Genomic DNA, 20158 nt, shown 5'->3' with positions numbered 1-20158 from the left:
TGCATTACCTGTTCGAATTCGCCATCAATGGAATTTGTCCGGTAATCAGGGGCGTTTTATTTTGCCGCTTATAAAGTCCTGATTTTGCCGCTTATAAAGTCCTGGTAGGTGCTCTTCAAGTTAGTGCGGCGGGCGCTGGCTTGCATGCAGCATTTCACGGGCATGGGCGAGGGTTTGGTCAGAAAGCGTCACGCCGCCCAGCATGCGTGCCAGTTCGCTGATGCGCCCCTGTTCGTCAAGTAGTGCCATCTGGGTCAGCGTGGTGTCGCGTTTCGCCTGTTTCTCGATATGCAGATGCTGGTGTGCCTGGGCTGCCACTTGCGGTAGGTGGGTCACGGTCATTACCTGACCATTTTCACCTAGCTTGCGGAGTAATTGACCAACGATTTCTGCGGTCGCGCCCGAAATGCCCACATCTACTTCGTCAAACACTAGGCTTGGCACCGTTGAGTGCGTCGCCGCGACCACTTGAATGGCCAAGCTAATCCGAGACAATTCACCGCCGGAGGCTACTTTCGTTAGTGGCCGCGCGGGCTGGCCGGGGTTGGCGCTGATCAAAAATTGCACACGATCAAGGCCTTCAGGAGAGGGCGCCTCTTTCGCGGTAACCTCCACTTCAAAGCGGGCCTTGCCCATGGCTAAAAAGCCCAGCTGTTGCTGTACTTCCTTGCCTAGGCGAAGCGCGGCTTTTTGACGGCTCTCGCTGAGTTTTTTCGCTTCCTGGCGGTAGCTTTCACGTAGCTCAACGACTCGCGCACTCAGTGCCTCCAGGTCATTACCCCCCTCTTCTAACTGCGCGACTTCCCGTTGTAGGTCAGCATGCAGGGCGCATAGCTCGTCAGGGGCAACGTGGTGCTTACGGGCAATTCGATGTACGTCGGTCATGCGCTCTTCCACCCAAGCCAGCCGCTCAGGGTCGAGTTCGGTGGTGCTGGCGAGACGGTTGAGCTCACTGGAAGCCTCTTCCACTTGAATACGGGCATCGCTCAGCATGGCGAGCGTATTGGCCAGCGTGCCTTTGTCGCTACCCGGCAGCGCGCTTAAATGGGCGAAAGCTTGGTTGAGTAGCGAGAGCGCGCCACCTTCATCGCTGGCGCAACAGTCAGCGGCAAACTGTGTTTCACGCAGCGTCTCCTCAGCATGCGCGAGCGTGTGCTGTTCTTCTTCCAGGGTGGCCAGTTCACCTTCTGCTAAACCAAGCTGATCTAGCTCTTCTACCTGATAACGCAGTAGCTGCCGTTTGGCTTCTACTTCGCTGCCTTCTTCGCTTAGCTTTTTCAGCTGCCGACGCGAATTGCGCCACTCGCGAAACGTAACGGCCAGTTGAGCGGTTGCGTCGTTTAGATTCGCGTAGTCATCCAGTAAAGCAAGGTGGGTCTCTTCTCGCATTAAGGCGTGATGGGCGTGCTGACCATGAATCTGGATCAGTTGCTCGCCGAGGGATTTTAGATCTGAAATAGTCGCGGGTTGGCCGTTGATCCAGGCTTTGGAGCGTCCGTTGGCAGTGACGACACGGCGCAACAGGCACTCTTCAGCAGGGAGCTCGCGGGCTGACAGCCACTCAACGGCAGCGGGCAGGTGCTGAATGTCGAAACGGGCGGAAAGGTCGGTACGTTCGCGGCCGTGGCGCACGCTCCCGGCATCAGCGCGTTCGCCCAGGCATAACCCTAAAGCGCCCAAAAGAATCGATTTGCCCGCCCCGGTTTCCCCGGTAATGGCCGTCATGCCACCGGTGAGGTCGAGCTCTAAATGATCAACAATAGCGAAATCTTGAATAGCTAGCTGAGTAAGCATGACGCCTCCCGAGGCGGTACAGCATTGAAGCTGGATACTTAACCAATAGTTGTTAATTTATACAGTAGTTAATAACTCACTTCAATGCACCTCTTGAGATGGAATTTATGGCCCCCATATAGCGTGCATGATCAGTTAAGGCTAGTAACTAACGGCTTACTTCTTTGCGCGCCGCCCGCGTGGCAGCGCCCTACTTAATAGGAGCACAACATGGCGAAAGAACCGCAAACACCGATGGATGACGAGCTGGCCCGCCACGAGCAAGAAGCGGATGGCGCCGAGCAAGCGGAAGAGCAGGCCGCCGAAGAGCGCTTGATGGAGGGCGAGCTGGAAGGGTTGATCAATGACGAAGAGTCATTTGAAGGCAGTGTCGATAACCCTGAAGCAGAAATGCTGGCCGCTCAGGTAGGCGAGCTCGAGCAAAGCTTAGCCGAAGCCAAGGATCAAGCCCTGCGCGCCGCTGCGGAAGCGCAAAACGTGCGTCGCCGTGCTGAGCAAGAAGCCGAAAAAGCGCGCAAGTTCGCCCTAGAGAAGTTCGTTAAAGAACTGCTGCCGGTCGTTGATAGCTTGGAAAAAGCGCTTGAGACCATGGAAGAGGGAGCCTCGGAGATTCACCGCGAAGGCGTTTCCATGACCTTGAAAATGCAGTTGGATGTACTCAACAAGTTCGGAGTGGAAAGCATTGAGCCCCACGGCGAGCCTTTCGACCCCCAAGTGCATGAAGCCATGACCATGGTGCCCAACCCGGATCTTGATCCCAATACTGTGATGGACGTTATGCAAAAAGGCTATTTACTCAATGGACGCTTGGTGCGCCCGGCGATGGTGGTAGTGAGCCAAAAAGCCAATTAAGCAAATGGCTGCATAGGGTAAGAAAGCAGGGGGTGAAAAAAAGCCCTTGAAAAGTCAGCGGCGGCCCCCAAATAAAGGGCAACCCCGCGGGGAAACCCGCAGACAAGCTTTAAAAGCTAAATTTTCAGTTTTGTAACAACCGAATTCGAGGTATTGCTATGGGACGTATAATTGGTATCGACCTGGGCACCACTAACTCTTGTGTGGCCGTGCTTGATGGTGACAGCGCTAAAGTAATTGAAAATGCCGAAGGCGGCCGTACAACGCCTTCTATCATCGCTTATACCGATGATGGCGAAACGCTGGTCGGTCAGGCGGCAAAACGCCAAGCGGTGACTAACCCAGAAAACACGCTGTACGCCATCAAGCGCCTTATTGGCCGTCGCTTTAAAGACGACGTTGTCCAAAAAGATATCAAAATGGTGCCGTACAAAATCACCGAAGCAGATAACGGTGATGCCTGGGTTGAAGTAAAAGGCAAAAAAATGGCACCGCCGCAGGTTAGCGCGGAAGTGCTGAAGAAAATGAAAAAGACCGCCGAAGACTACTTGGGCGAAACGGTCACTGAAGCGGTTATTACCGTACCGGCCTACTTCAATGACAGCCAGCGTCAGGCGACAAAAGATGCTGGCCGCATCGCCGGTCTAGACGTTAAGCGCATTATTAACGAGCCGACCGCTGCCGCACTGGCCTACGGTATGGACAAATCGCGCGGCGACAAAACCATCGCGGTCTACGACCTGGGTGGCGGTACTTTCGATATCTCAATCATCGAAATTGCCGATGTCGACGGCGAAACCCAGTTTGAAGTGTTGGCCACCAACGGTGACACCTTCCTGGGCGGCGAAGATTTCGACTTGGCGCTGATCAACTACCTGGTTGACCAGTTCAAGGCTGACAGCGGCATTGATCTGTCTGGCGACAATTTGGCCATGCAGCGTCTGAAAGAAGCCGCTGAGAAAGCCAAAATTGAGCTTTCCAGCGCTCAACAGACCGATGTGAACCTGCCTTACATCACCGCCGACAACACTGGCCCGAAACACCTTAACGTTAAGGTGACACGCGCCAAGCTGGAGTCGCTGGTAGAAAATCTGGTTCAGCGTTCACTCGAGCCGTGCAAAATGGCACTGAAAGATGCTGGCTTGTCCGCGTCTGAAATCGACGAAGTGATCCTGGTCGGTGGCCAGACACGTATGCCGATGGTGCAGAAGAAAGCCGCTGACTTCTTCGGTAAAGAAGCACGCAAAGACGTTAACCCGGACGAAGCGGTTGCCGTGGGTGCAGCGATTCAGGGCGGCGTACTTGGTGGCGACGTGAAAGACGTGCTACTGCTCGACGTTACTCCGCTAACTCTGGGTATCGAAACCCTGGGTGGCGTGATGACGCCGCTGATCGAAAAGAACACCACCATCCCGACCAAGAAGACACAAACCTTCTCAACGGCGGATGACAACCAGACGGCCGTGACCATTCACGCCGTACAGGGTGAGCGTAAGCAAGTGTCACAGAATAAGTCGCTGGGTCGTTTTGACCTCGCTGACATTCCGCCGGCACCGCGCGGCGTTCCGCAGATCGAAGTCGCCTTTGACTTGGATGCCAACGGTATTCTGAACGTATCGGCGAAAGACAAGGCCACTGGCAAAGAGCAGTCGATTGTCATCAAGGCGTCTAGCGGTCTGTCCGAGGAAGAAGTCGAGCAGATGGTGCGTGATGCCGAAGCTCACGCCGAAGAAGATAAGAAGTTCGAAGAGTTGGTGCAGCTGCGTAACCAAGCTGACGGCATGATTCACGCCACACGCAAAACGTTGGAAGAAGCAGGCGACAAAGCGACTGACGACGAGAAGCAGGCGATTCAGACCGCCATCAGCGAGCTGGAAGAAGCGGTTAAAGGTGACGACGTCGATAACATTCAGAAGAAACTGGATGCATTAACCGAAGCCTCTGGCCAGCTAGCCCAGAAGATGTACGCCGAGCAGGCAGAAGCGGCTCAGCAAGAGGGCGGCGAAGGTACCGAAAGCACAGGTTCCAAGCCGGAAGATGACGTGGTTGACGCCGAGTACGAAGAAGTCAACGACGATCAGAAAAAGCAGTAACAACCTCTTTCTGCCAAAGAAAGCGGTGACGCGGGAGCTTACTCCCGCGTTGCTGTTTCCGCGGCCAAGACGCACCTAGCTAACGGAATAGATCATTACCTAGCTAAAAGTGCAGTTGAGTGCGTAGCTAACCAGGAGGCGTAGGGCCTATGTCCAAACGCGATTATTACGAAGTCCTGGGTGTCGAAAAAGGGGCCGATCAGAAAGAGATCAAGAAGGCCTATCGCCGTCTGGCGCAAAAATTCCACCCTGATCGAAACCCGGACGATAACACCTCAGCGGAAAAATTCCGTGAAGTGTCCGAAGCGTATGAAGTGCTTAACGACGGCGAGAAACGCGCAGCTTATGACCAGTTCGGCCATGCGGGCGTTGATGGCCAAGGCGGCGGTGGTTTCGGCGGCGCAGGCGCTGGTGATTTCAGCGACATTTTCGGCGATGTGTTTGGCGATATTTTTGGCGGAGGCGGTGGCCGGCGTCGTGGGCCCAATGCCCCGGCACGCGGTTCCGACCTGCGCTATAACCTAGAGCTGGATTTAGAGAACGCCGTTTCAGGTATCACGGTCGATATTCGTGTGCCACGTCATATCGAGTGTGATCGCTGCGATGGTGGTGGCGCGGAGCCCGGCTCTTCTAAAGAAACGTGCCCTACCTGTCATGGTCACGGTCAAGTGCGTATGCAGCAGGGCTTCTTCGCCGTGCAGCAAACGTGCCCCACCTGTCATGGCTCTGGTCAGCACATTAAAGTGCCGTGCCACAAGTGTAATGGCGAAGGGCGCGTACGTGAGACACGCACGCTTTCCGTGAAGATTCCGCCGGGCGTGGATACCGGTGATCGTATTCGTTTGAATGGCGAAGGCGAAAGCGGTATTAACGGTGGCCCGCCTGGGGATCTGTACGTGCAGGTGGCCATCAAGCCGCACCATATCTTCCAGCGTGACGGTAAACACCTGCAGTGTGACGTGCCGATTAACTTTGTTGATGCAGCGTTAGGCGGCGAGCTTGAAGTGCCTACGCTAGATGGCCGCGTGAAGCTGAAGATTCCGCCGGAAACGCAAACTGGCAAGTTGTTCCGCCTACGTGGTAAAGGCGTAAAGCCAGTACGCGGTGGCATGCCAGGCGACCTGCTGTGTAAGGTGGTAGTGGAAACACCGGTCAAGCTTAACGACGAGCAGCGCGACCTATTGCGCAAGCTGCAAGAGAGCTTCGACGGCAGCAACAGCCACAGCCACTCGCCGAAGAAAACCGGTTTCTTCGACAGTGTGAAAAGTTTCTTTGAAGATATGAAGTCGTAAAGCTGAGATGATGGTAGTAAGTTAGATGTTTGATTCAAAGACCCTCGGTTCGCCCGGGGGTTTTTGCTGTTTAGGAAATGCTGCGCACAATGGATCACCTTGAAGAAAAGCCCACCATGGGCATTTTGCTGCGGGTACTGTCTGGCCTGCTTTTTACCGGCATGCTGGTGTGTATTAAGGCAGTCAGTGACGAAGTGCCGGTGGGGCAGTCGGTGTTTTACCGTTCGCTGTTTGCGCTGCTGCCTATCGTCGTGTTTCTTCTGGTGCGTCGGGAGTTTCCTCGGGGGTTGGCGACGCGGCGCCCGTTGGGGCATGCGCTCCGTTCCGGGCTGGGGGCGGCGGCCATGTTTGCCTCTTTTGCGGCGGTGGCACTGTTGCCGGTTGCCGAGGCGACGCTGCTTGCACAGCTAACGCCGGTTTTTATGGCGATAGGGGGTGTGCTGCTCTTAAGAGAGCGTTGCTCACTTTATCGTGCGGGCGGCATAGTATTGGCGCTTGCTGGTGTCGCTGTGCTGATTTTGCCTGGGCTGGGCGCTAGTTCAAGCAATGGCCACATAACCGGGTACGCGCTTGGGGCGCTGGGTGCGCTATTAACTGCTGGGGCGCTACTGACCGTCAGACGTATTTCGCGAACTGAAACGGCAGCATCAATTGCATTCTACTTTATTGTGGTAGCAGCGCTGGCTGGGCTGGCAACGATGCCATTGGGCTGGGCAGCGCTTAACCGGGTGGAGTTTTCGCTGCTGGTGTTATCGGGCCTATTTGGCGGCGCAGCGCACATTGCGATGACATTAGCGCTGCGCTATGCCGAGGCGTCGCGCTTGGCACCTTTTGAATATATTGCCCTGGTGTGGCCCGTGCTCGCCGATTGGGTGCTGTTTGGAATATCGGTCTCCAGCGGCTTCCTGCTAGCGCTACCGCTCATGTTATCCGGGGTGGCGCTAGCGGCAATGGAAGGGCGGCGGCTTAAATGGCTGCTTCGACGATAAGCTGTGGTTGGCCTTTCGAGCAGGGCTCAATACGCGCAGATACCCGATAAACCTGACGTAGCAGCGCAGGGGTTATCACTTCGGCGGTGGGGCCGCAGGCAATCAAGCGGCCATTTTCGAGCATCATGGCCGCGTCAGCGAAGCGTAGCGCATGCCCCAGGTCATGGAGCGCCACCAAAATCAGCATCTGGCGTTCATCGGCTAGCCGGCGCAGCACCGTCAAAAGGCTGATCTGGCGGTTCAAATCGAGTGCCGAAGTGGGCTCGTCCAGCATCAAAATCTCGGGCTCTTGCACCAGAGCCTGGGCAGCGCTGACCAACTGGCGCTGCCCGCCGCTAAGGTCGCCAATATCACGCTCGCCAAGGGTCGTAATGCTGAGTTCCTCCAGCGCGCGATCAACCTGCGTTAAATCCTCAGGCTGCACTTTTAATCCACGCCCCTGCATACGCGCCAAAAGCACCGATTCATAGACCGTCAGCACGGCCTTGGCGCCGGTGTCCTGGGGCATATAGCCCACTGGGTGCTCGGCGCTAGTGCCGCTGATAATCACTTTGCCTTCGCCTTTCAATAACCCTAATACGCGGCGAAAAAGCGTTGATTTACCCGCCGCATTGGGTCCTAGCAGGGCGACGACTTGCCCCCCTTGAAAGCAGGGTGTGGTGATCTCTTCCAGAATAGGGCGACGCCCGTAGCGGGCGGATACACGGTTCAGTTGTAGGGTTACCATGAGGCCTTCTTGTGGCTAAGCACCAGAAATAGGAAGAAGGGAATGCCCACCAGCGAAGTAATAATGCCAATGGGAATAATGGTGCCAGGAATAATGATCTTGGAGATAACCGAGCCAACGGAGAGGATAAGCGCGCCGCACAGGGCCGAGCCGGGTAGGAAGAAGCGCTGATCCTCACCCAGTAAAATGCGTGCAATATGCGGGCCCACCAAGCCGATAAACCCAATGGTGCCCACGAACGCCACCGCGATGGCAGCGAGCAGCGATACCAGCACCAGCACTTCCAAACGCAGCGCGCGGGGATTGACACCCATACTTTCGGCTTTGGCGTCGCCCAGGCGCATGGCGGTTAGCGCCCAGCCATGTCGGGCAAGCAGCGGCATGGATAAAGCAAGAATGCTAAGGGCGATCCAGAACTTGGGCCAGGTGGCTTTGGTTAAGCTGCCCATTGTCCAAAAGACCACTGCAGAGACCGCCTCCTGGCTGGCAAAGAACTGAATCAGCGCCATCAGCGAGTTGAAGATAAACACCATGGCGATGCCGAGCAGCACAATGGTCTCTACCGTCACACCGCGCTTAAGGCTTAAGGCATGAATTAAAAATGCGGTGAACATGGCCATCACGAAGGCGTTGATGGGCACCACAAATTCAATGGCGGCAGGCACCAGTGCCACCCCGAAGGCGAGACCCAGAGCGGCACCAAAGCTGGCCCCGGCGGAAATCCCTAGGGTAAACGGGCTGGCTAGCGGGTTGCTCAGAATGGTTTGCATCTGTGCCCCGGCCACCGACAAGCTGGCGCCTACCACTAGGGCCATCAGCGCTACCGGCATGCGGATTTCCCAGAGAATCACTCGCGCTTGCTGGCTAACGCTGTCCGGGGTAAACAGCGCCGCGATCACTTCACCCAGGCTATAGCGGGCGGGCCCCAGTGCCAGGTCAACGCAGAGACTAAAAAACAGCGCTAACACCAGTGCCGCCAGTATCATTTGGCGGCGGAAAACCTGGCTATGGTAGAAGGTGCGTCCCTGTGAAAGGCGCTCTGTTACCGCCGTTTCCGTCATCCTCGTATCAGTCGCCATGGAGCGATATCCAGTAGCCGGTTTCATAGTCGATGGGTAAGAAGCGCTCGTGCAGCTCTTTCATCGTGGCGTTGGGATCCAGGTCTTCAAACAGCTCTGGGTGTAGCCATTTGGCTAGCTGCTGCACGGCTACAAAGTAGTAGGGGCTATTGTAAAACTGGTGCCAAATGGCGTGGAAGTTACCGGATTCTACCGCCTTGATGCCGGTCATTGCGGTGCGCTCGGTCAGTGCTTCAAGCTTGGCGCGAGCGTTTTGCATATCAGCCCCGGGGCCTACGCCGACCCAGTTGCCGCCCGGCACGTAGGCATCCCAGTTGCCGCCGGTGACGACGACATGATCAGGGTTGGCAGCAATAATCTGTTCAGGGTTCAGGTTGCCGAAACTGTTAGGAATGATGCCTTCAGCGATATTGCTACCGCCAGCTAGGGTGACATAGTCGCCAAAGTTGGCGGGGCCAAAGCTCATGCAGCACTCGTCGGAGTAGCCGCCAGCCCGGTCAATAAACACGCTGGGGCGTTCTGGGTTGGCCTCGGCGATGACATTGGTTACCCGTGCCAACTGCGTCTCGGCAAACTCGATGAACGCTTCGGCCGCTTCTTCGTCGTCCATGATCTGGCCGATGATGCGCATGGAGGGGATGGTGTGCTCAAGCGGGTCTTCGCGAAAATCCACATAGATGATGGGAATGCCGAGTTGTGCCAGCTTGTCGTCGTAGGCGGCGTCTTCTGTGGCGGCTTTCGCCTCGATGTTCATCAGCACTACGTCAGGATTAAGCGAGGCGGCCTGCTCGACGTCGAAAGTGCCGTCTTTAAAACCGCCAAAGGTGGGGATCGCTTCGATCTCTGGGAAGCGTTTCAGGTAGCGGGAATAATTATCGGGATCCGCTTGAGAGAAGTCTTCGCGCCAACCCACCACGTGAGCGAAAGGGGCTTCGGGTTCGAGCAGCCCTAACAGATAAATCTGTCGCCCTTCGCCTAAAATAACCCCTTCTGCGGGCGCATTTAGGGTGACTTGTCGGCCAGCGATATCTGTAATGGTGATATCGTCAGCCTGAGCAGTGACGCAGCCAGCAAAACTGATAAGAGTAGCCAACAGGGTTTTTAAGTGCGGAGAACTGAGCATTTTTTTACTCATTGGTCGATATTGGTTAATAGAACGGGTGTCGCTAACACCGTTTTAGGCAAAGATAGCATAGTGATGCAACTGATATTGTAACTTATTATCGTTTGGGTGGTAATGCTTTAATCGGCATCTGGTTATTAGCATGCTGCGCTTTTTGTGTTTACAGCTAACTGATAATGTTGTTAAAACTATCTTAATTAGCAAGTACTTACTCTTATGGGGAGGCCGCTATGCCTTTATCTCGCGTTGAAATTGCCACGCCTTCTGCTGAGCGTTTGATCAACCGCCTTTGTAAGCACTGGTCGCATAAGTTGGAGGTTGAACAGAGTGATCAGCAAGGCAAGATCACTTTTGCCACAGGTACCTGCTTAATGCTCGCTGAGCACGATAAATTGGTGGTTGCCATCGAAACCCTGGAAGAGGAGCATTTGGATGAGCTGGAAGGCGTGGTCGAACGTCACTTAATTCGTATGGCAGGGGATGAAGAGCTGGCGATTGTTTGGGAGAACTAAGCTGAGTCTTCATGGCAGCAATCTTCATGGCAGCAAAGGAGAGCGTCTAATGCGCTGGTGCGTCTGCTATAATTGCGACACTTTTTATATACCGGAACGCAGAGCGCAGGAGTTCGCATGACCCGAATTGCCATTGTAGGCGTGGCTGGCCGCATGGGCCGTACGTTGGTAAATGCTGTAGAGCAAGATGCTGAGGCAACGCTGGCTGGCGGCATTGTGGAGCCGGGCAGCTCCTTAGCGGGCGCTGATATTGGCGAGCTCGCAGGGTTAGGGAAGCGCGGTGTCGTCGCGGTAGATTCGCTCGTGTCGATAGTTGATGATTTCGATGTGTTGATCGACTTTACGGCTCCGCAGGTCACCCTGGGTAACCTAGCATTCTGCGCCGAGCACGGTAAGCGTATTGTGATTGGCACTACCGGCATGAGCGATGATGAGCTGGCCCAGCTCGATAGCTATCGTGACAAGGTGGCCATGGTATTCGCGCCGAATATGAGCGTCGGTGTTAATCTGACTCTGAAGCTGCTCGAAACGGCTGCCAAAGCGCTCGGCGATGAAGGCTACGATATTGAAATAATCGAGTCTCACCATCGCCATAAGGTCGATGCACCATCCGGTACTGCGATTAAAATGGGTGAAGTGATCGCCGACAGCCTGGGGCGGAACCTGAGAGAGCATGGCGTGTTCGAGCGGGTAGGGCAGTGCGGCCCACGCACCGATAAAGAGATTGGCTTTGCCACGGTGCGGGCGGGCGATATCGTCGGCGAGCACACGGTGATGTTTGCCACCGAAGGCGAGCGTATCGAAATCACCCATAAAGCCTCCAGCCGAATGACTTTTGCCAAAGGCGCAGTTCGCGCGGCACGCTGGGTCGCTGGTAAAGAGGTCGGCCGTTACGATATGCAGGATGTGCTGGGTTTAGATTAAGGAATGACTAATGCTAGAGCTGCCTGTCACTCAGGGGTAGTTTTAGACCAAGAATTCCTGTAACATTTCAAAAATTTTGGCCGGGTGGCTTAGAAGCTCTGACTTACAGACCTTAGACGGCGCGCTTGTTGCGTTGGCCAGCCCAAAGCCTGCCCTTGAGTTTACGGCTATTGCATTGATAGTGACGTGGCTCTAAAAGGCATAGAACAACAAGCGGGATGAAACCGATTCTTTTTATCGGCTTCGTCCCGCTTTTTTACGACCTCATTATTGATAATGAGGTCGTGGATTCATGAAGAATTTGCTGAGCCTGCGCCCTACAGGCTCCCACCAGCATGGGAGGATCTTGTTTTGAATAACCCCGCATTGAGCAAACCCGCAATATTGGCCCTGGAAGATGGCAGTGTGTTCCACGGTATCGCCATTGGCGCGGATGGAGTAACCAGCGGTGAGGTGGTGTTCAATACGGCCATGACCGGCTATCAAGAGATCCTTACCGACCCCTCCTACACCCGCCAAATCGTCACCCTCACCTATCCCCATATCGGCAATACCGGCATCAACGCAGAAGACATTGAGTCCGCTTCTATTGCCGCGGCAGGGTTGGTGATTCGTGATCTACCATTAATGGCTAGCAGCTTCCGCTCTGAGCAGTCGCTGTCGGATTACCTGAAAAGCCAAAACGTGCTGGGCATTGCCGATATCGATACCCGCCGCCTAACGCGCATTTTGCGCGATAAAGGCGCCCAGAACGGGGCGATTTTGGCCGGTGCGGATGCTGAGGGCGAAGAGGCTGTGGCGCGGGCGCTGGAAGCTGCCAAGGCGTTTCCAGGGCTAAAGGGCATGGATTTGGCTAAAGAAGTCTCCTGCAAAGAGGCTTACGAATGGTCGGAAGGCGAGTGGACGCTGGGGGAAGGCTACGCCGACGCTTCGCAAAGTGAGCGCCCTTACCATGTGGTGGCATATGATTACGGCGTGAAATTCAACATCCTGCGCATGCTGGCCGCCCGTGGCTGCCGCCTGACGGTGGTGCCTGCGCAAACGCCTGCCGCTGACGTGCTGGCGATGAAGCCTGATGGCGTTTTTCTGGCTAACGGCCCAGGCGACCCAGAGCCCTGTGACTACGCTATTAAAGCGATTCAGGATGTGCTGGAAACCGATATTCCGGTATTTGGTATTTGCCTGGGTCACCAGCTACTGGCGCTCGCGGCCGGTGCGAAAACCGTCAAAATGAGCCTCGGCCACCACGGTGCCAACCATCCAGTGCAGGATTTGGATGCCGGCACGGTGATGATTACCAGCCAAAACCACGGCTTTGCGGCGGATGAAGCGACCCTGCCTGCCAATGTGCGTGCCACGCATCGTTCGCTGTTCGATGGCACCTTGCAGGGAATTGAGCTTACCGACCGACCGGCGTTTAGCTTTCAAGGCCACCCGGAAGCGAGCCCCGGCCCTCGCGATGTGGCGCCGTTGTTTGATCGCTTCGTTGCGATGATGCAGGCACGCCGTTAACGCGTCCTTCACATCACCGTATCGCCGTCTTTTGTCGCTCATCGTCACCATTTTTTGCGGGAACCGTTATGCCTAAGCGTACCGACATCAACACTATTTTGATCATTGGCGCTGGCCCGATTGTGATCGGCCAGGCCTGCGAATTCGACTACTCTGGCGCCCAGGCGTGTAAAGCGCTGCGCGAAGAGGGTTACCGGGTTGTTTTGGTCAACTCCAACCCCGCCACTATCATGACCGATCCGGCCATGGCCGATGCTACTTACATCGAGCCGATTACCTGGCAGACGGTTGAGAAAATCATCGAGGCGGAGCGCCCCGACGCGATTCTACCGACCATGGGCGGCCAGACGGCGCTGAACTGCGCCCTCGAGCTTGAAAAGCATGGCGTGCTGGAGAAATTCGGCGTCGAGATGATCGGTGCTAACGCCGATGCGATTAACATGGCCGAAGACCGCGATCTGTTTGATCAAGCCATGAAGCGCATTGGCTTGGAATGCCCGAAAGCGAAAGTCGCGCACAGCATGGATGAGGCGTGGGAGATTCAGGCGGAGCTTGGTTTCCCTACGATTATTCGTCCTTCCTACACCATGGGCGGCTCCGGCGGCGGCGTGGCGTATAACAAGGAAGAGTTCGAAGAGATCTGTACGCGCGGTTTTGAACTCTCCAACAACCACGAGCTGCTGATTGATGAGTCGCTGCTGGGTTGGAAAGAGTACGAGATGGAAGTTGTGCGTGATAAAAACGACAACTGCATCATCGTCTGCGCGATTGAGAACTTCGACCCCATGGGTGTACACACTGGTGATTCGATCACCGTGGCCCCGGCACAAACGCTGACCGATAAAGAGTATCAGATCATGCGTGACGCCAGCCTCGCGGTCCTGCGCGAGATTGGTGTCGAGACCGGTGGCTCCAACGTCCAATTCGGTATGGATCCCAAGACCGGCCGTTTGGTAGTGATTGAGATGAACCCACGGGTGTCGCGCTCCTCGGCGCTGGCCTCCAAGGCAACCGGTTTCCCGATTGCTAAAATCGCCGCCAAACTGGCGGTCGGCTACACCCTGGATGAGCTGCAAAACGATATTACCGGCGGTCGTACACCGGCATCGTTTGAGCCGTCTATCGATTACGTGGTTACCAAGATCCCACGCTTCACCTTCGAGAAATTCCCCCAGGCTAACGATCGCCTAACGACGCAGATGAAGTCGGTGGGCGAGGTGATGGCGATTGGCCGCACCTTCCAGGAGTCGCTGCAGAAAGCGCTGCGCGGCCTGGAAACCGGTAACGATGGCCTCGATCCGATCATTACCGATTTTACGCCGGACAACATGGCGATTATCCAGGGCGAGCTCCAGGCCGCCGGTGCCGAGCGTATTTTCTATATCGCGGACGCCATGCGCTCAGGCATGAGTGTCGATGAGGTCTTTGCCCTGACCAATATCGACCCTTGGTTCCTGGTGCAGCTTGAAGATCTAGTGCTGACTGAAAACGCCGTCGCTAAGCGCTCGCTGGCTGGCTTTTCTGCCCGTGAGATCTATCAGCTCAAGCGCAAAGGCTTTGGTGATGCGCGCCTGGCCAAGCTGCTCAGCATTAGTGAAAAAGAGTTCCGCCAAACCCGCCAGGCAGCAGGTATTCGCCCGGTTTATAAGCGCGTGGATACCTGTGCCGCGGAGTTTGTATCAGATACCGCCTATATGTACTCCACTTATGAAGAAGAGTGCGAAGCGGATGTGTCTGATCGTCAGAAAATTATGGTGTTGGGCGGTGGCCCGAACCGTATCGGCCAGGGTATCGAGTTTGACTACTGTTGCGTTCACGCCGCCTTTGCCATGCGCGACGACGGCTATGAAACCATCATGGTCAACTGCAACCCGGAAACCGTCTCTACCGATTACGACACCTCTGATCGTCTCTACTTTGAGCCGGTAACGTTGGAAGACGTGCTCGAAATCGCCGACAAAGAGAAGCCGGTGGGCGTGATCGTTCAGTTCGGTGGCCAAACGCCGCTGAAACTGGCTCGTGAGCTAGAGGCTGCCGGTGTGCCGATTATCGGTACCACGCCGGACGCCATCGACCGCGCCGAAGACCGCGAGCGTTTCCAGGTGATGATCGACAAGCTGGGCCTGAAGCAGCCGCCCAACGCGACCGCTCGCAGCTTTGCCGAAGCCTTCGATAAAGCCGCAGCGATTGGCTACCCGTTGGTGGTGCGCCCCAGCTACGTGCTGGGTGGTCGGGCCATGGAGATCGTCTACGACGCCTCCGAGCTTGAAAACTACATGACCCACGCGGTGAAAGTTTCCAACGACTCACCGGTGCTGCTGGATCACTTCCTGAGCGCCGCAATCGAGATTGATATCGATGCCGTGTCGGATGGTCAGCAGGTGGTGATTGGCGGCATCATGCAGCACGTAGAGCAAGCGGGCGTTCACTCCGGTGACTCCGCCTGCGCGCTGCCGCCATACTCCCTGCCTGCCGATGTGCAGGATGAGATGCGCCATCAGGTGAAGCAGATGGCCGTTGAGTTGGGCGTTAAAGGCTTAATGAACGTGCAGCTCGCCTGGCAGGATGGCGAGATCTATGTAATTGAGGTTAACCCTCGCGCTTCGCGTACTGTGCCCTTTGTGTCCAAGTGCATCGGTACCTCGCTTGCCCAGATCGCGGCGCGCTGCATGGCGGGTAAAACCCTGGCTGAACAGGGCTTTGAGAGGGAGATCGTGCCACACTTCTATAGTGTTAAAGAGGCCGTTTTCCCGTTCAACAAATTCCCCGGTGTCGACCCGATTCTCTCGCCGGAAATGAAGTCCACCGGCGAAGTAATGGGCTCTGGCGATACCTTTGCAGAGGCCTTCTTCAAGGCGCAGCTTGGGGCAGGCGAAGCAATACCGGCGCTGACCGGCGAGCGTAAAGCGTTCCTTTCCGTTCGTGAACCGGACAAGGCAGGGATTATCGAAGTGGGCCGTTCTCTGTTAGCATTAGGCTTTACGCTATGTGCAACACGGGGAACAGCGGCTGCTTTGGAAGCTGCCGGGCTTGCCGTGGAGCACGTCAATAAAGTTTACGAAGGTCGCCCCCATATCGTCGATCTGCTTAAGAACGACGAAATCGCCTACATTGTGAACACTACTGAAGGTCGTCAGGCTATCAACGACTCTTCGGTCATTCGCCGTACTGCTCTCTCGCGCAAGGTGCCCTATGCGACCACCTTGGCGGGCGCTAATGCTGTTTGTATGGCGCTTGAGTACGGTAGGGAGATTACGGTGCGGCGCCTTCAGGATCTGCATGCAGGAGCAAGTCAATGAACAAGGTCCCGATGACAGTGGCGGGAGAAAGAAGCCTTCGTGAAGAGCTCGACCACCTTAAAAGCGAAGCGCGTCCGCAGGTGATCGCGGCCATCGCGGAAGCGCGTGAACACGGTGATCTGAAAGAGAACGCCGAGTATCACGCCGCTCGTGAGCAGCAGGGGTTTATCGAAGGGCGTATTCAGGAGATCGAAAGTAAGCTCTCCGTCTGCCAGGTAATTGATGTCACGAAACTGCCGAAAACCGGCAAAGTGATTTTTGGTGTTACCGTGTCGCTAATGAATCTGGATACCGATGCAGAAGTCACATATCGCATCGTCGGTGAAGATGAAGCGGATATTAAATCCGGCCGTATTTCGGTGACATCGCCCATCGCTCGTGCTCTAATCGGTAAAGAGGAAGGTGATGTCGTGGTGGTCAAAACACCCGGCGGTGATGTGGAGTACGAAGTAGGTAGTGTCGAGCACGTGTAATAAAAAAACGCCCCTTCAATTGACCTCGGTTAGGTCGGTTGAAGGGGCGTTTTAGTGCAGCAGCATCTATTTTAGAGCGAGTGCAATCTAACGGTTAATGCCGACCGTGGTGGTTCTCAAAGCGGGTAACATTAGAAAGCTTTGGATTTACCTGCGGGTTCCTACGGTAGAGCAGCGCCATTTTGCCAATGGTTTGCACAAGGTCTGCACGGCTGTTGGCGATCAGTTCGGCTATCATGGCAGCCCGATCATCACGCTCAGGAATGGCGAGTTTCACTTTGATCAGTTCGTGATCAGTGAGTGCGCGGTTAAGTTCTGCGAGCAAATTTTCGGAGACGCCGTTCTCAGAAACGGTGACCACTGGGTTAAGATGGTGGCCAATGCTACGAAATGCTTTCTTTTGTGCCTGTGACAAGCTCATGGTATCTTGCGGTATCCCGGTTAGCGCTTAACGCTCCATCTTACGGTGAAACGTCACCGAGTGAAAGCGATCGCGTGAATGCGCCCATCTCTTATTCCAGTGTTAGATTCCCACATGCAGCAAAAGCCCCCAAGCCGTAAACATTCCGTTAGTAAAACCAGCAATAACTGGAAGAAGGAGCATTTTGACGACCAGTACGTGAAGCAGAGTTGGCAAGATGGCTATCGCTCCCGTGCCAGCTATAAGCTGATTGAGCTGGATGAAAAGGATAAACTGCTGCGACCCGGTATGACGGTCATTGATTTAGGGGCAGCGCCCGGCGGATGGAGCCAAATCGCTGCTGAGCGGGTAGGGCCTGAAGGTGTGGTTATCGCTTCTGATATTTTGGAGATGGATGCGCTCGCAGGCGTGGACTTTATCCAGGGGGATTTTACGGAAGAGGCGGTGTTGGAGGCGATATTAAAACGTTTAGATAATCGTCGCGTAGACCTTGTGATGTCGGATATGGCCCCCAATATGAGTGGTATGGCGGCAATTGATCAGCCTCAGGCGATGTACTTAGTGGAGTTAGCGTTAGAACTCGCTCGCGAAACGCTGTCACCCGGTGGTCGATTTTTAGCTAAAGTATTCCAGGGGGAAGGGTTTGACGCTTACCTGAAAGAGTTGCGCGGCAGCTTTAGCAAGGTAGTGACTCGCAAGCCGGATGCATCGCGGGCACGCTCCCGTGAGGTGTATTTCCTGGCCGAAGGGTTTCGCGGTTAACACATCATATGGTTCGATGACGTTACCTGTGATGGGATAACGGTGTATGTGGTTCATAGCCAAGATTTATCAGCGCGATTGCCAGACAGGCAAGCGCAACGTGTGTCACATTAGCCGCAATACGCGCGTGACACAGATGGCCCGAGGCATAAGACGCTTTGGCAATGGTTGAACACTTGATGCTGATGTAATGTCATAGTGCTAAGATTATTAGTAGCAGGCTTTATTAAGCATCAGGGTTTAACTGACGGATTCTTGTAATGAGGGTAGCCCCTTGAATGATATGGCGAAGAACCTGATTCTGTGGTTGGTCATCGCGGCCGTCCTACTGACAGTGTTCAATAATTTCAGCACCGAAAGCGCACCGCAAAACACCAACTATTCTCAGTTTGTGCAGCAGGTGCAAAATCAGCAGGTACGTAGCGTCACGATTGATGGTTACACCATCAGTGGTGAGCGCACGGATGGCTCTCAATTTCAGACGATCCGCCCATCGGCAGAAGATCCGAAGCTGATGGACGACCTGTTGAGCAATAATGTGACGGTCGTGGGTAAAGAGCCAGAACAGCAAAGTATCTGGACGCGGCTGCTTATTGCCAGCTTCCCGATTCTGCTGATTTTGGGCATCTTTATGTTCTTTATGCGCCAGATGCAGGGTGGTGCCGGCGGTGGTAAAGGCGGCCCGATGAGCTTTGGTAAATCGAAGGCCAAGCTGCTCTCTCAAGATCAGATCAAAACGACCTTTGCCGACGTGGCTGGCTGTGATGAAGCCAAAGAAGAAGTCGAAGAGTTGGTCGACTTCCTACGTGACCCCACCAAATTCCAGCGTTTGGGCGGTACGATTCCCCGCGGCGTGTTAATGGTAGGGCCCCCAGGTACCGGTAAAACGCTGCTGGCAAAATCCATTGCTGGCGAAGCGAAAGTGCCGTTCTTCTCTATCTCGGGCTCTGACTTCGTTGAAATGTTTGTCGGTGTCGGCGCATCACGTGTGCGCGACATGTTCGAACAGGCTAAGAAGCAGGCGCCCTGCATCATCTTTATCGATGAGATTGATGCTGTGGGTCGCTCTCGCGGTGCTGGCATGGGTGGCGGTAACGACGAGCGCGAGCAGACGTTGAACCAGCTGCTGGTCGAGATGGATGGTTTTGAGGCCAACGAAGGCGTCATCGTTATCGCTGCGACTAACCGTCCTGACGTGCTTGATCCTGCGCTTATGCGTCCAGGCCGCTTTGACCGTCAGGTTACCGTTGGCTTGCCGGATATTCGTGGTCGTGAGCACATTCTTGGCGTTCACCTGCGTAAAGTGCCGCTGGGTGATGACGTAAAACCGCAGCTGATTGCCCGCGGCACGCCTGGCTTCTCTGGCGCGGATTTGGCCAACCTGGTCAACGAAGCCGCACTGTTTGCTGCGCGCCGCAATAAGCGCCTAGTCAGCATGGAAGAGTTGGAGCTGGCTAAAGACAAGATCATGATGGGCGCTGAGCGCAAGTCGATGGTCATGACCGATAAAGAGAAGCTCAACACCGCTTATCATGAATCAGGTCACGCCATCATCGGTTTGGTTGTGCCTTCGCATGATCCGGTCTACAAGGTAACCATTATCCCCCGTGGGCGTGCCCTCGGCGTGACGATGTTCTTGCCGGAAGAGGATCGCTACAGCCTGTCGCGTCAGCAAATTCTGGGGCAGATCTGCTCGCTGTTTGGTGGTCGTATTGCTGAAGAGATGACGTTGGGTCCGAACGGTGTCACCACCGGCGCCTCTAACGATATCAAGCGCGCCACTGAGCTTGCCCACAACATGGTGGCGAAGTGGGGCTTGTCGGACGAGATGGGTCCGATCATGTACGACGAGGACGAGTCGCATCAGTTCCTCGGTGGCCCGGGTCAGGGCGGCAGTAAGATGAAGTCGGGTGATACCACGACGCGCCTTGATAAAGAAGTCCGCAAAATCATCGACGATTGTTATGAGCAGGCCCGCCAAATCCTAACGGATAATCGCGACAAGCTTGATGCCATGGCCGAAGCGTTGATGAAGTATGAGACTATTGACGCCACGCAGTTGAAAGACATCATGGAGGGGCGCGATCCCCGTCCGCCCGAAGGCTGGGACGACGGTGATTCATCCGGTGGCGGTACGCCTGTTGGCGGCGGTAATAAGCCAAAAGCGCAAGAAGCCGATGATGATACGTCTACCAACGCTTCTGGCAGCGACGGTGAAGAGGATGATGACGAGCCGCGCCGTCGGCCTTCAGACCCTCTCGGCGGCCCTGCGGGTCCTTAGATGATTAGATAGTTAACCCTGCGTA

General features: G+C 55.3%; 16 protein-coding genes. 11 read left to right on the top strand and 5 right to left on the bottom strand.

Annotation, left to right across the window (positions count from 1 at the left end; translation table 11 throughout):
- Positions 1-120: 120 nt before the first annotated feature.
- On the bottom strand, positions 121-1794 hold the full coding sequence (gene recN, locus CXF87_RS04860) for a DNA repair protein RecN (protein WP_101145712.1): 1674 nt from the start codon (positions 1792-1794) through the stop codon (positions 121-123).
- 210 nt (positions 1795-2004) lie between these two features.
- Here recN and grpE point away from each other — a divergent pair, with 210 nt between their 5' ends.
- The 4 genes from grpE to CXF87_RS04840 all read left to right on the top strand — a co-directional run bounded on the left by grpE (position 2005) and on the right by CXF87_RS04840 (position 7020).
- Positions 2005-2646, top strand: a complete 642-nt coding sequence (grpE, locus tag CXF87_RS04855) for a nucleotide exchange factor GrpE (RefSeq protein WP_101145711.1) — start codon at positions 2005-2007, stop codon at positions 2644-2646.
- Between the two features lie 158 nt (positions 2647-2804).
- Positions 2805-4739 carry a molecular chaperone DnaK gene (gene dnaK, locus CXF87_RS04850; RefSeq protein ID WP_101145710.1) on the top strand — a complete coding sequence of 645 codons (1935 nt, stop codon included), beginning with the start codon at positions 2805-2807 and terminating at the stop codon, positions 4737-4739.
- Between the two features lie 149 nt (positions 4740-4888).
- Complete coding sequence (gene dnaJ / locus CXF87_RS04845; protein WP_101145709.1) at positions 4889-6031, top strand: molecular chaperone DnaJ; 1143 nt, start codon at positions 4889-4891, stop codon at positions 6029-6031.
- Positions 6032-6120: 89 nt separating this feature from the next.
- Entirely contained in the window at positions 6121-7020 is a 900-nt protein-coding gene (locus tag CXF87_RS04840) for a DMT family transporter (RefSeq protein ID WP_101145708.1), read from the top strand.
- On the opposite strand, the gene CXF87_RS04835 is transcribed toward CXF87_RS04840, so the two are convergent.
- The 3 genes from CXF87_RS04835 to CXF87_RS04825 are packed head-to-tail and all read right to left on the bottom strand — an operon-like array spanning position 6998 to position 9949.
- Complete coding sequence (locus CXF87_RS04835; RefSeq protein ID WP_101145707.1) at positions 6998-7747, bottom strand: ABC transporter ATP-binding protein; 750 nt, start codon at positions 7745-7747, stop codon at positions 6998-7000. The two genes, CXF87_RS04840 and CXF87_RS04835, sit on opposite strands and share 23 nt — an antisense overlap.
- A complete protein-coding gene (locus CXF87_RS04830) occupies positions 7741-8826 on the bottom strand; it encodes a FecCD family ABC transporter permease (RefSeq protein ID WP_198556007.1) in 1086 nt (361 codons plus the stop codon). Before CXF87_RS04830 ends, CXF87_RS04835 begins: the two co-directional genes overlap by 7 nt.
- The gene (locus tag CXF87_RS04825; protein ID WP_101145705.1) at positions 8816-9949 is read right to left on the bottom strand and encodes an ABC transporter substrate-binding protein; all 1134 of its coding nucleotides are present in this window, start codon (positions 9947-9949) and stop codon (positions 8816-8818) included. The genes CXF87_RS04830 and CXF87_RS04825 overlap by 11 nt, the downstream gene beginning before the upstream one ends.
- Positions 9950-10179: 230 nt before the next feature.
- Here CXF87_RS04825 and CXF87_RS04820 point away from each other — a divergent pair, with 230 nt between their 5' ends.
- From CXF87_RS04820 to greA, 5 genes are all read left to right on the top strand, one after another.
- On the top strand, positions 10180-10461 hold the full coding sequence (locus CXF87_RS04820; RefSeq protein WP_101145704.1) for a DUF2218 domain-containing protein: 282 nt from the start codon (positions 10180-10182) through the stop codon (positions 10459-10461).
- A gap of 117 nt (positions 10462-10578) precedes the next feature.
- On the top strand, positions 10579-11385 hold the full coding sequence (gene dapB / locus CXF87_RS04815) for a 4-hydroxy-tetrahydrodipicolinate reductase (protein WP_101145703.1): 807 nt from the start codon (positions 10579-10581) through the stop codon (positions 11383-11385).
- A gap of 366 nt (positions 11386-11751) precedes the next feature.
- The gene (gene carA / locus CXF87_RS04810; RefSeq protein ID WP_008958786.1) at positions 11752-12897 is read left to right on the top strand and encodes a glutamine-hydrolyzing carbamoyl-phosphate synthase small subunit; all 1146 of its coding nucleotides are present in this window, start codon (positions 11752-11754) and stop codon (positions 12895-12897) included.
- Between the two features lie 68 nt (positions 12898-12965).
- Complete coding sequence (gene carB, locus CXF87_RS04805; protein WP_101145702.1) at positions 12966-16196, top strand: carbamoyl-phosphate synthase large subunit; 3231 nt, start codon at positions 12966-12968, stop codon at positions 16194-16196.
- Positions 16193-16669: a transcription elongation factor GreA gene (gene greA / locus CXF87_RS04800; protein ID WP_101145701.1), complete on the top strand. Its 477-nt coding sequence runs from the start codon at positions 16193-16195 to the stop codon at positions 16667-16669. The genes carB and greA overlap by 4 nt, the downstream gene beginning before the upstream one ends.
- A 94-nt stretch (positions 16670-16763) precedes the next feature.
- Here greA and yhbY read toward each other — a convergent pair whose 3' ends face one another.
- Complete coding sequence (gene yhbY, locus CXF87_RS04795; RefSeq protein ID WP_008958789.1) at positions 16764-17090, bottom strand: ribosome assembly RNA-binding protein YhbY; 327 nt, start codon at positions 17088-17090, stop codon at positions 16764-16766.
- A gap of 114 nt (positions 17091-17204) precedes the next feature.
- On the opposite strand from yhbY, the gene rlmE reads away from it, so the two are divergent.
- Positions 17205-17852, top strand: coding sequence for a 23S rRNA (uridine(2552)-2'-O)-methyltransferase RlmE (gene rlmE, locus CXF87_RS04790; protein ID WP_101145700.1), 648 nt, complete (start codon positions 17205-17207; stop codon positions 17850-17852).
- A 274-nt stretch (positions 17853-18126) separates the two neighbouring features.
- On the top strand, positions 18127-20133 hold the full coding sequence (ftsH, locus tag CXF87_RS04785) for an ATP-dependent zinc metalloprotease FtsH (protein WP_101145699.1): 2007 nt from the start codon (positions 18127-18129) through the stop codon (positions 20131-20133).
- Positions 20134-20158: the final 25 nt, after the last annotated feature.

The sequence above is a fragment of the Halomonas sp. MES3-P3E genome, assembly GCF_002836035.1.
GTDB classification, from domain to species: domain Bacteria; phylum Pseudomonadota; class Gammaproteobacteria; order Pseudomonadales; family Halomonadaceae; genus Vreelandella; species Vreelandella arctica.
This window is presented reverse-complemented; position numbering and strand designations above follow the sequence as displayed.

Coding starts and splice junctions, on each gene's coding strand:
- CXF87_RS04825 (WP_101145705.1), bottom strand. CDS start 9,949: ATGCTCAGTTCTCCGCACTTAAAAACCCTGTTGGCTACTCTTATCAGT.
- grpE (WP_101145711.1), top strand. CDS start 2,005: ATGGCGAAAGAACCGCAAACACCGATGGATGACGAGCTGGCCCGCCAC.
- CXF87_RS04830 (WP_198556007.1), bottom strand. CDS start 8,826: ATGGCGACTGATACGAGGATGACGGAAACGGCGGTAACAGAGCGCCTT.
- carB (WP_101145702.1), top strand. CDS start 12,966: ATGCCTAAGCGTACCGACATCAACACTATTTTGATCATTGGCGCTGGC.
- dnaK (WP_101145710.1), top strand. CDS start 2,805: ATGGGACGTATAATTGGTATCGACCTGGGCACCACTAACTCTTGTGTG.
- dnaJ (WP_101145709.1), top strand. CDS start 4,889: ATGTCCAAACGCGATTATTACGAAGTCCTGGGTGTCGAAAAAGGGGCC.
- dapB (WP_101145703.1), top strand. CDS start 10,579: ATGACCCGAATTGCCATTGTAGGCGTGGCTGGCCGCATGGGCCGTACG.
- greA (WP_101145701.1), top strand. CDS start 16,193: ATGAACAAGGTCCCGATGACAGTGGCGGGAGAAAGAAGCCTTCGTGAA.
- recN (WP_101145712.1), bottom strand. CDS start 1,794: ATGCTTACTCAGCTAGCTATTCAAGATTTCGCTATTGTTGATCATTTA.
- yhbY (WP_008958789.1), bottom strand. CDS start 17,090: ATGAGCTTGTCACAGGCACAAAAGAAAGCATTTCGTAGCATTGGCCAC.
- rlmE (WP_101145700.1), top strand. CDS start 17,205: ATGCAGCAAAAGCCCCCAAGCCGTAAACATTCCGTTAGTAAAACCAGC.
- CXF87_RS04840 (WP_101145708.1), top strand. CDS start 6,121: ATGGATCACCTTGAAGAAAAGCCCACCATGGGCATTTTGCTGCGGGTA.
- CXF87_RS04820 (WP_101145704.1), top strand. CDS start 10,180: ATGCCTTTATCTCGCGTTGAAATTGCCACGCCTTCTGCTGAGCGTTTG.
- CXF87_RS04835 (WP_101145707.1), bottom strand. CDS start 7,747: ATGGTAACCCTACAACTGAACCGTGTATCCGCCCGCTACGGGCGTCGC.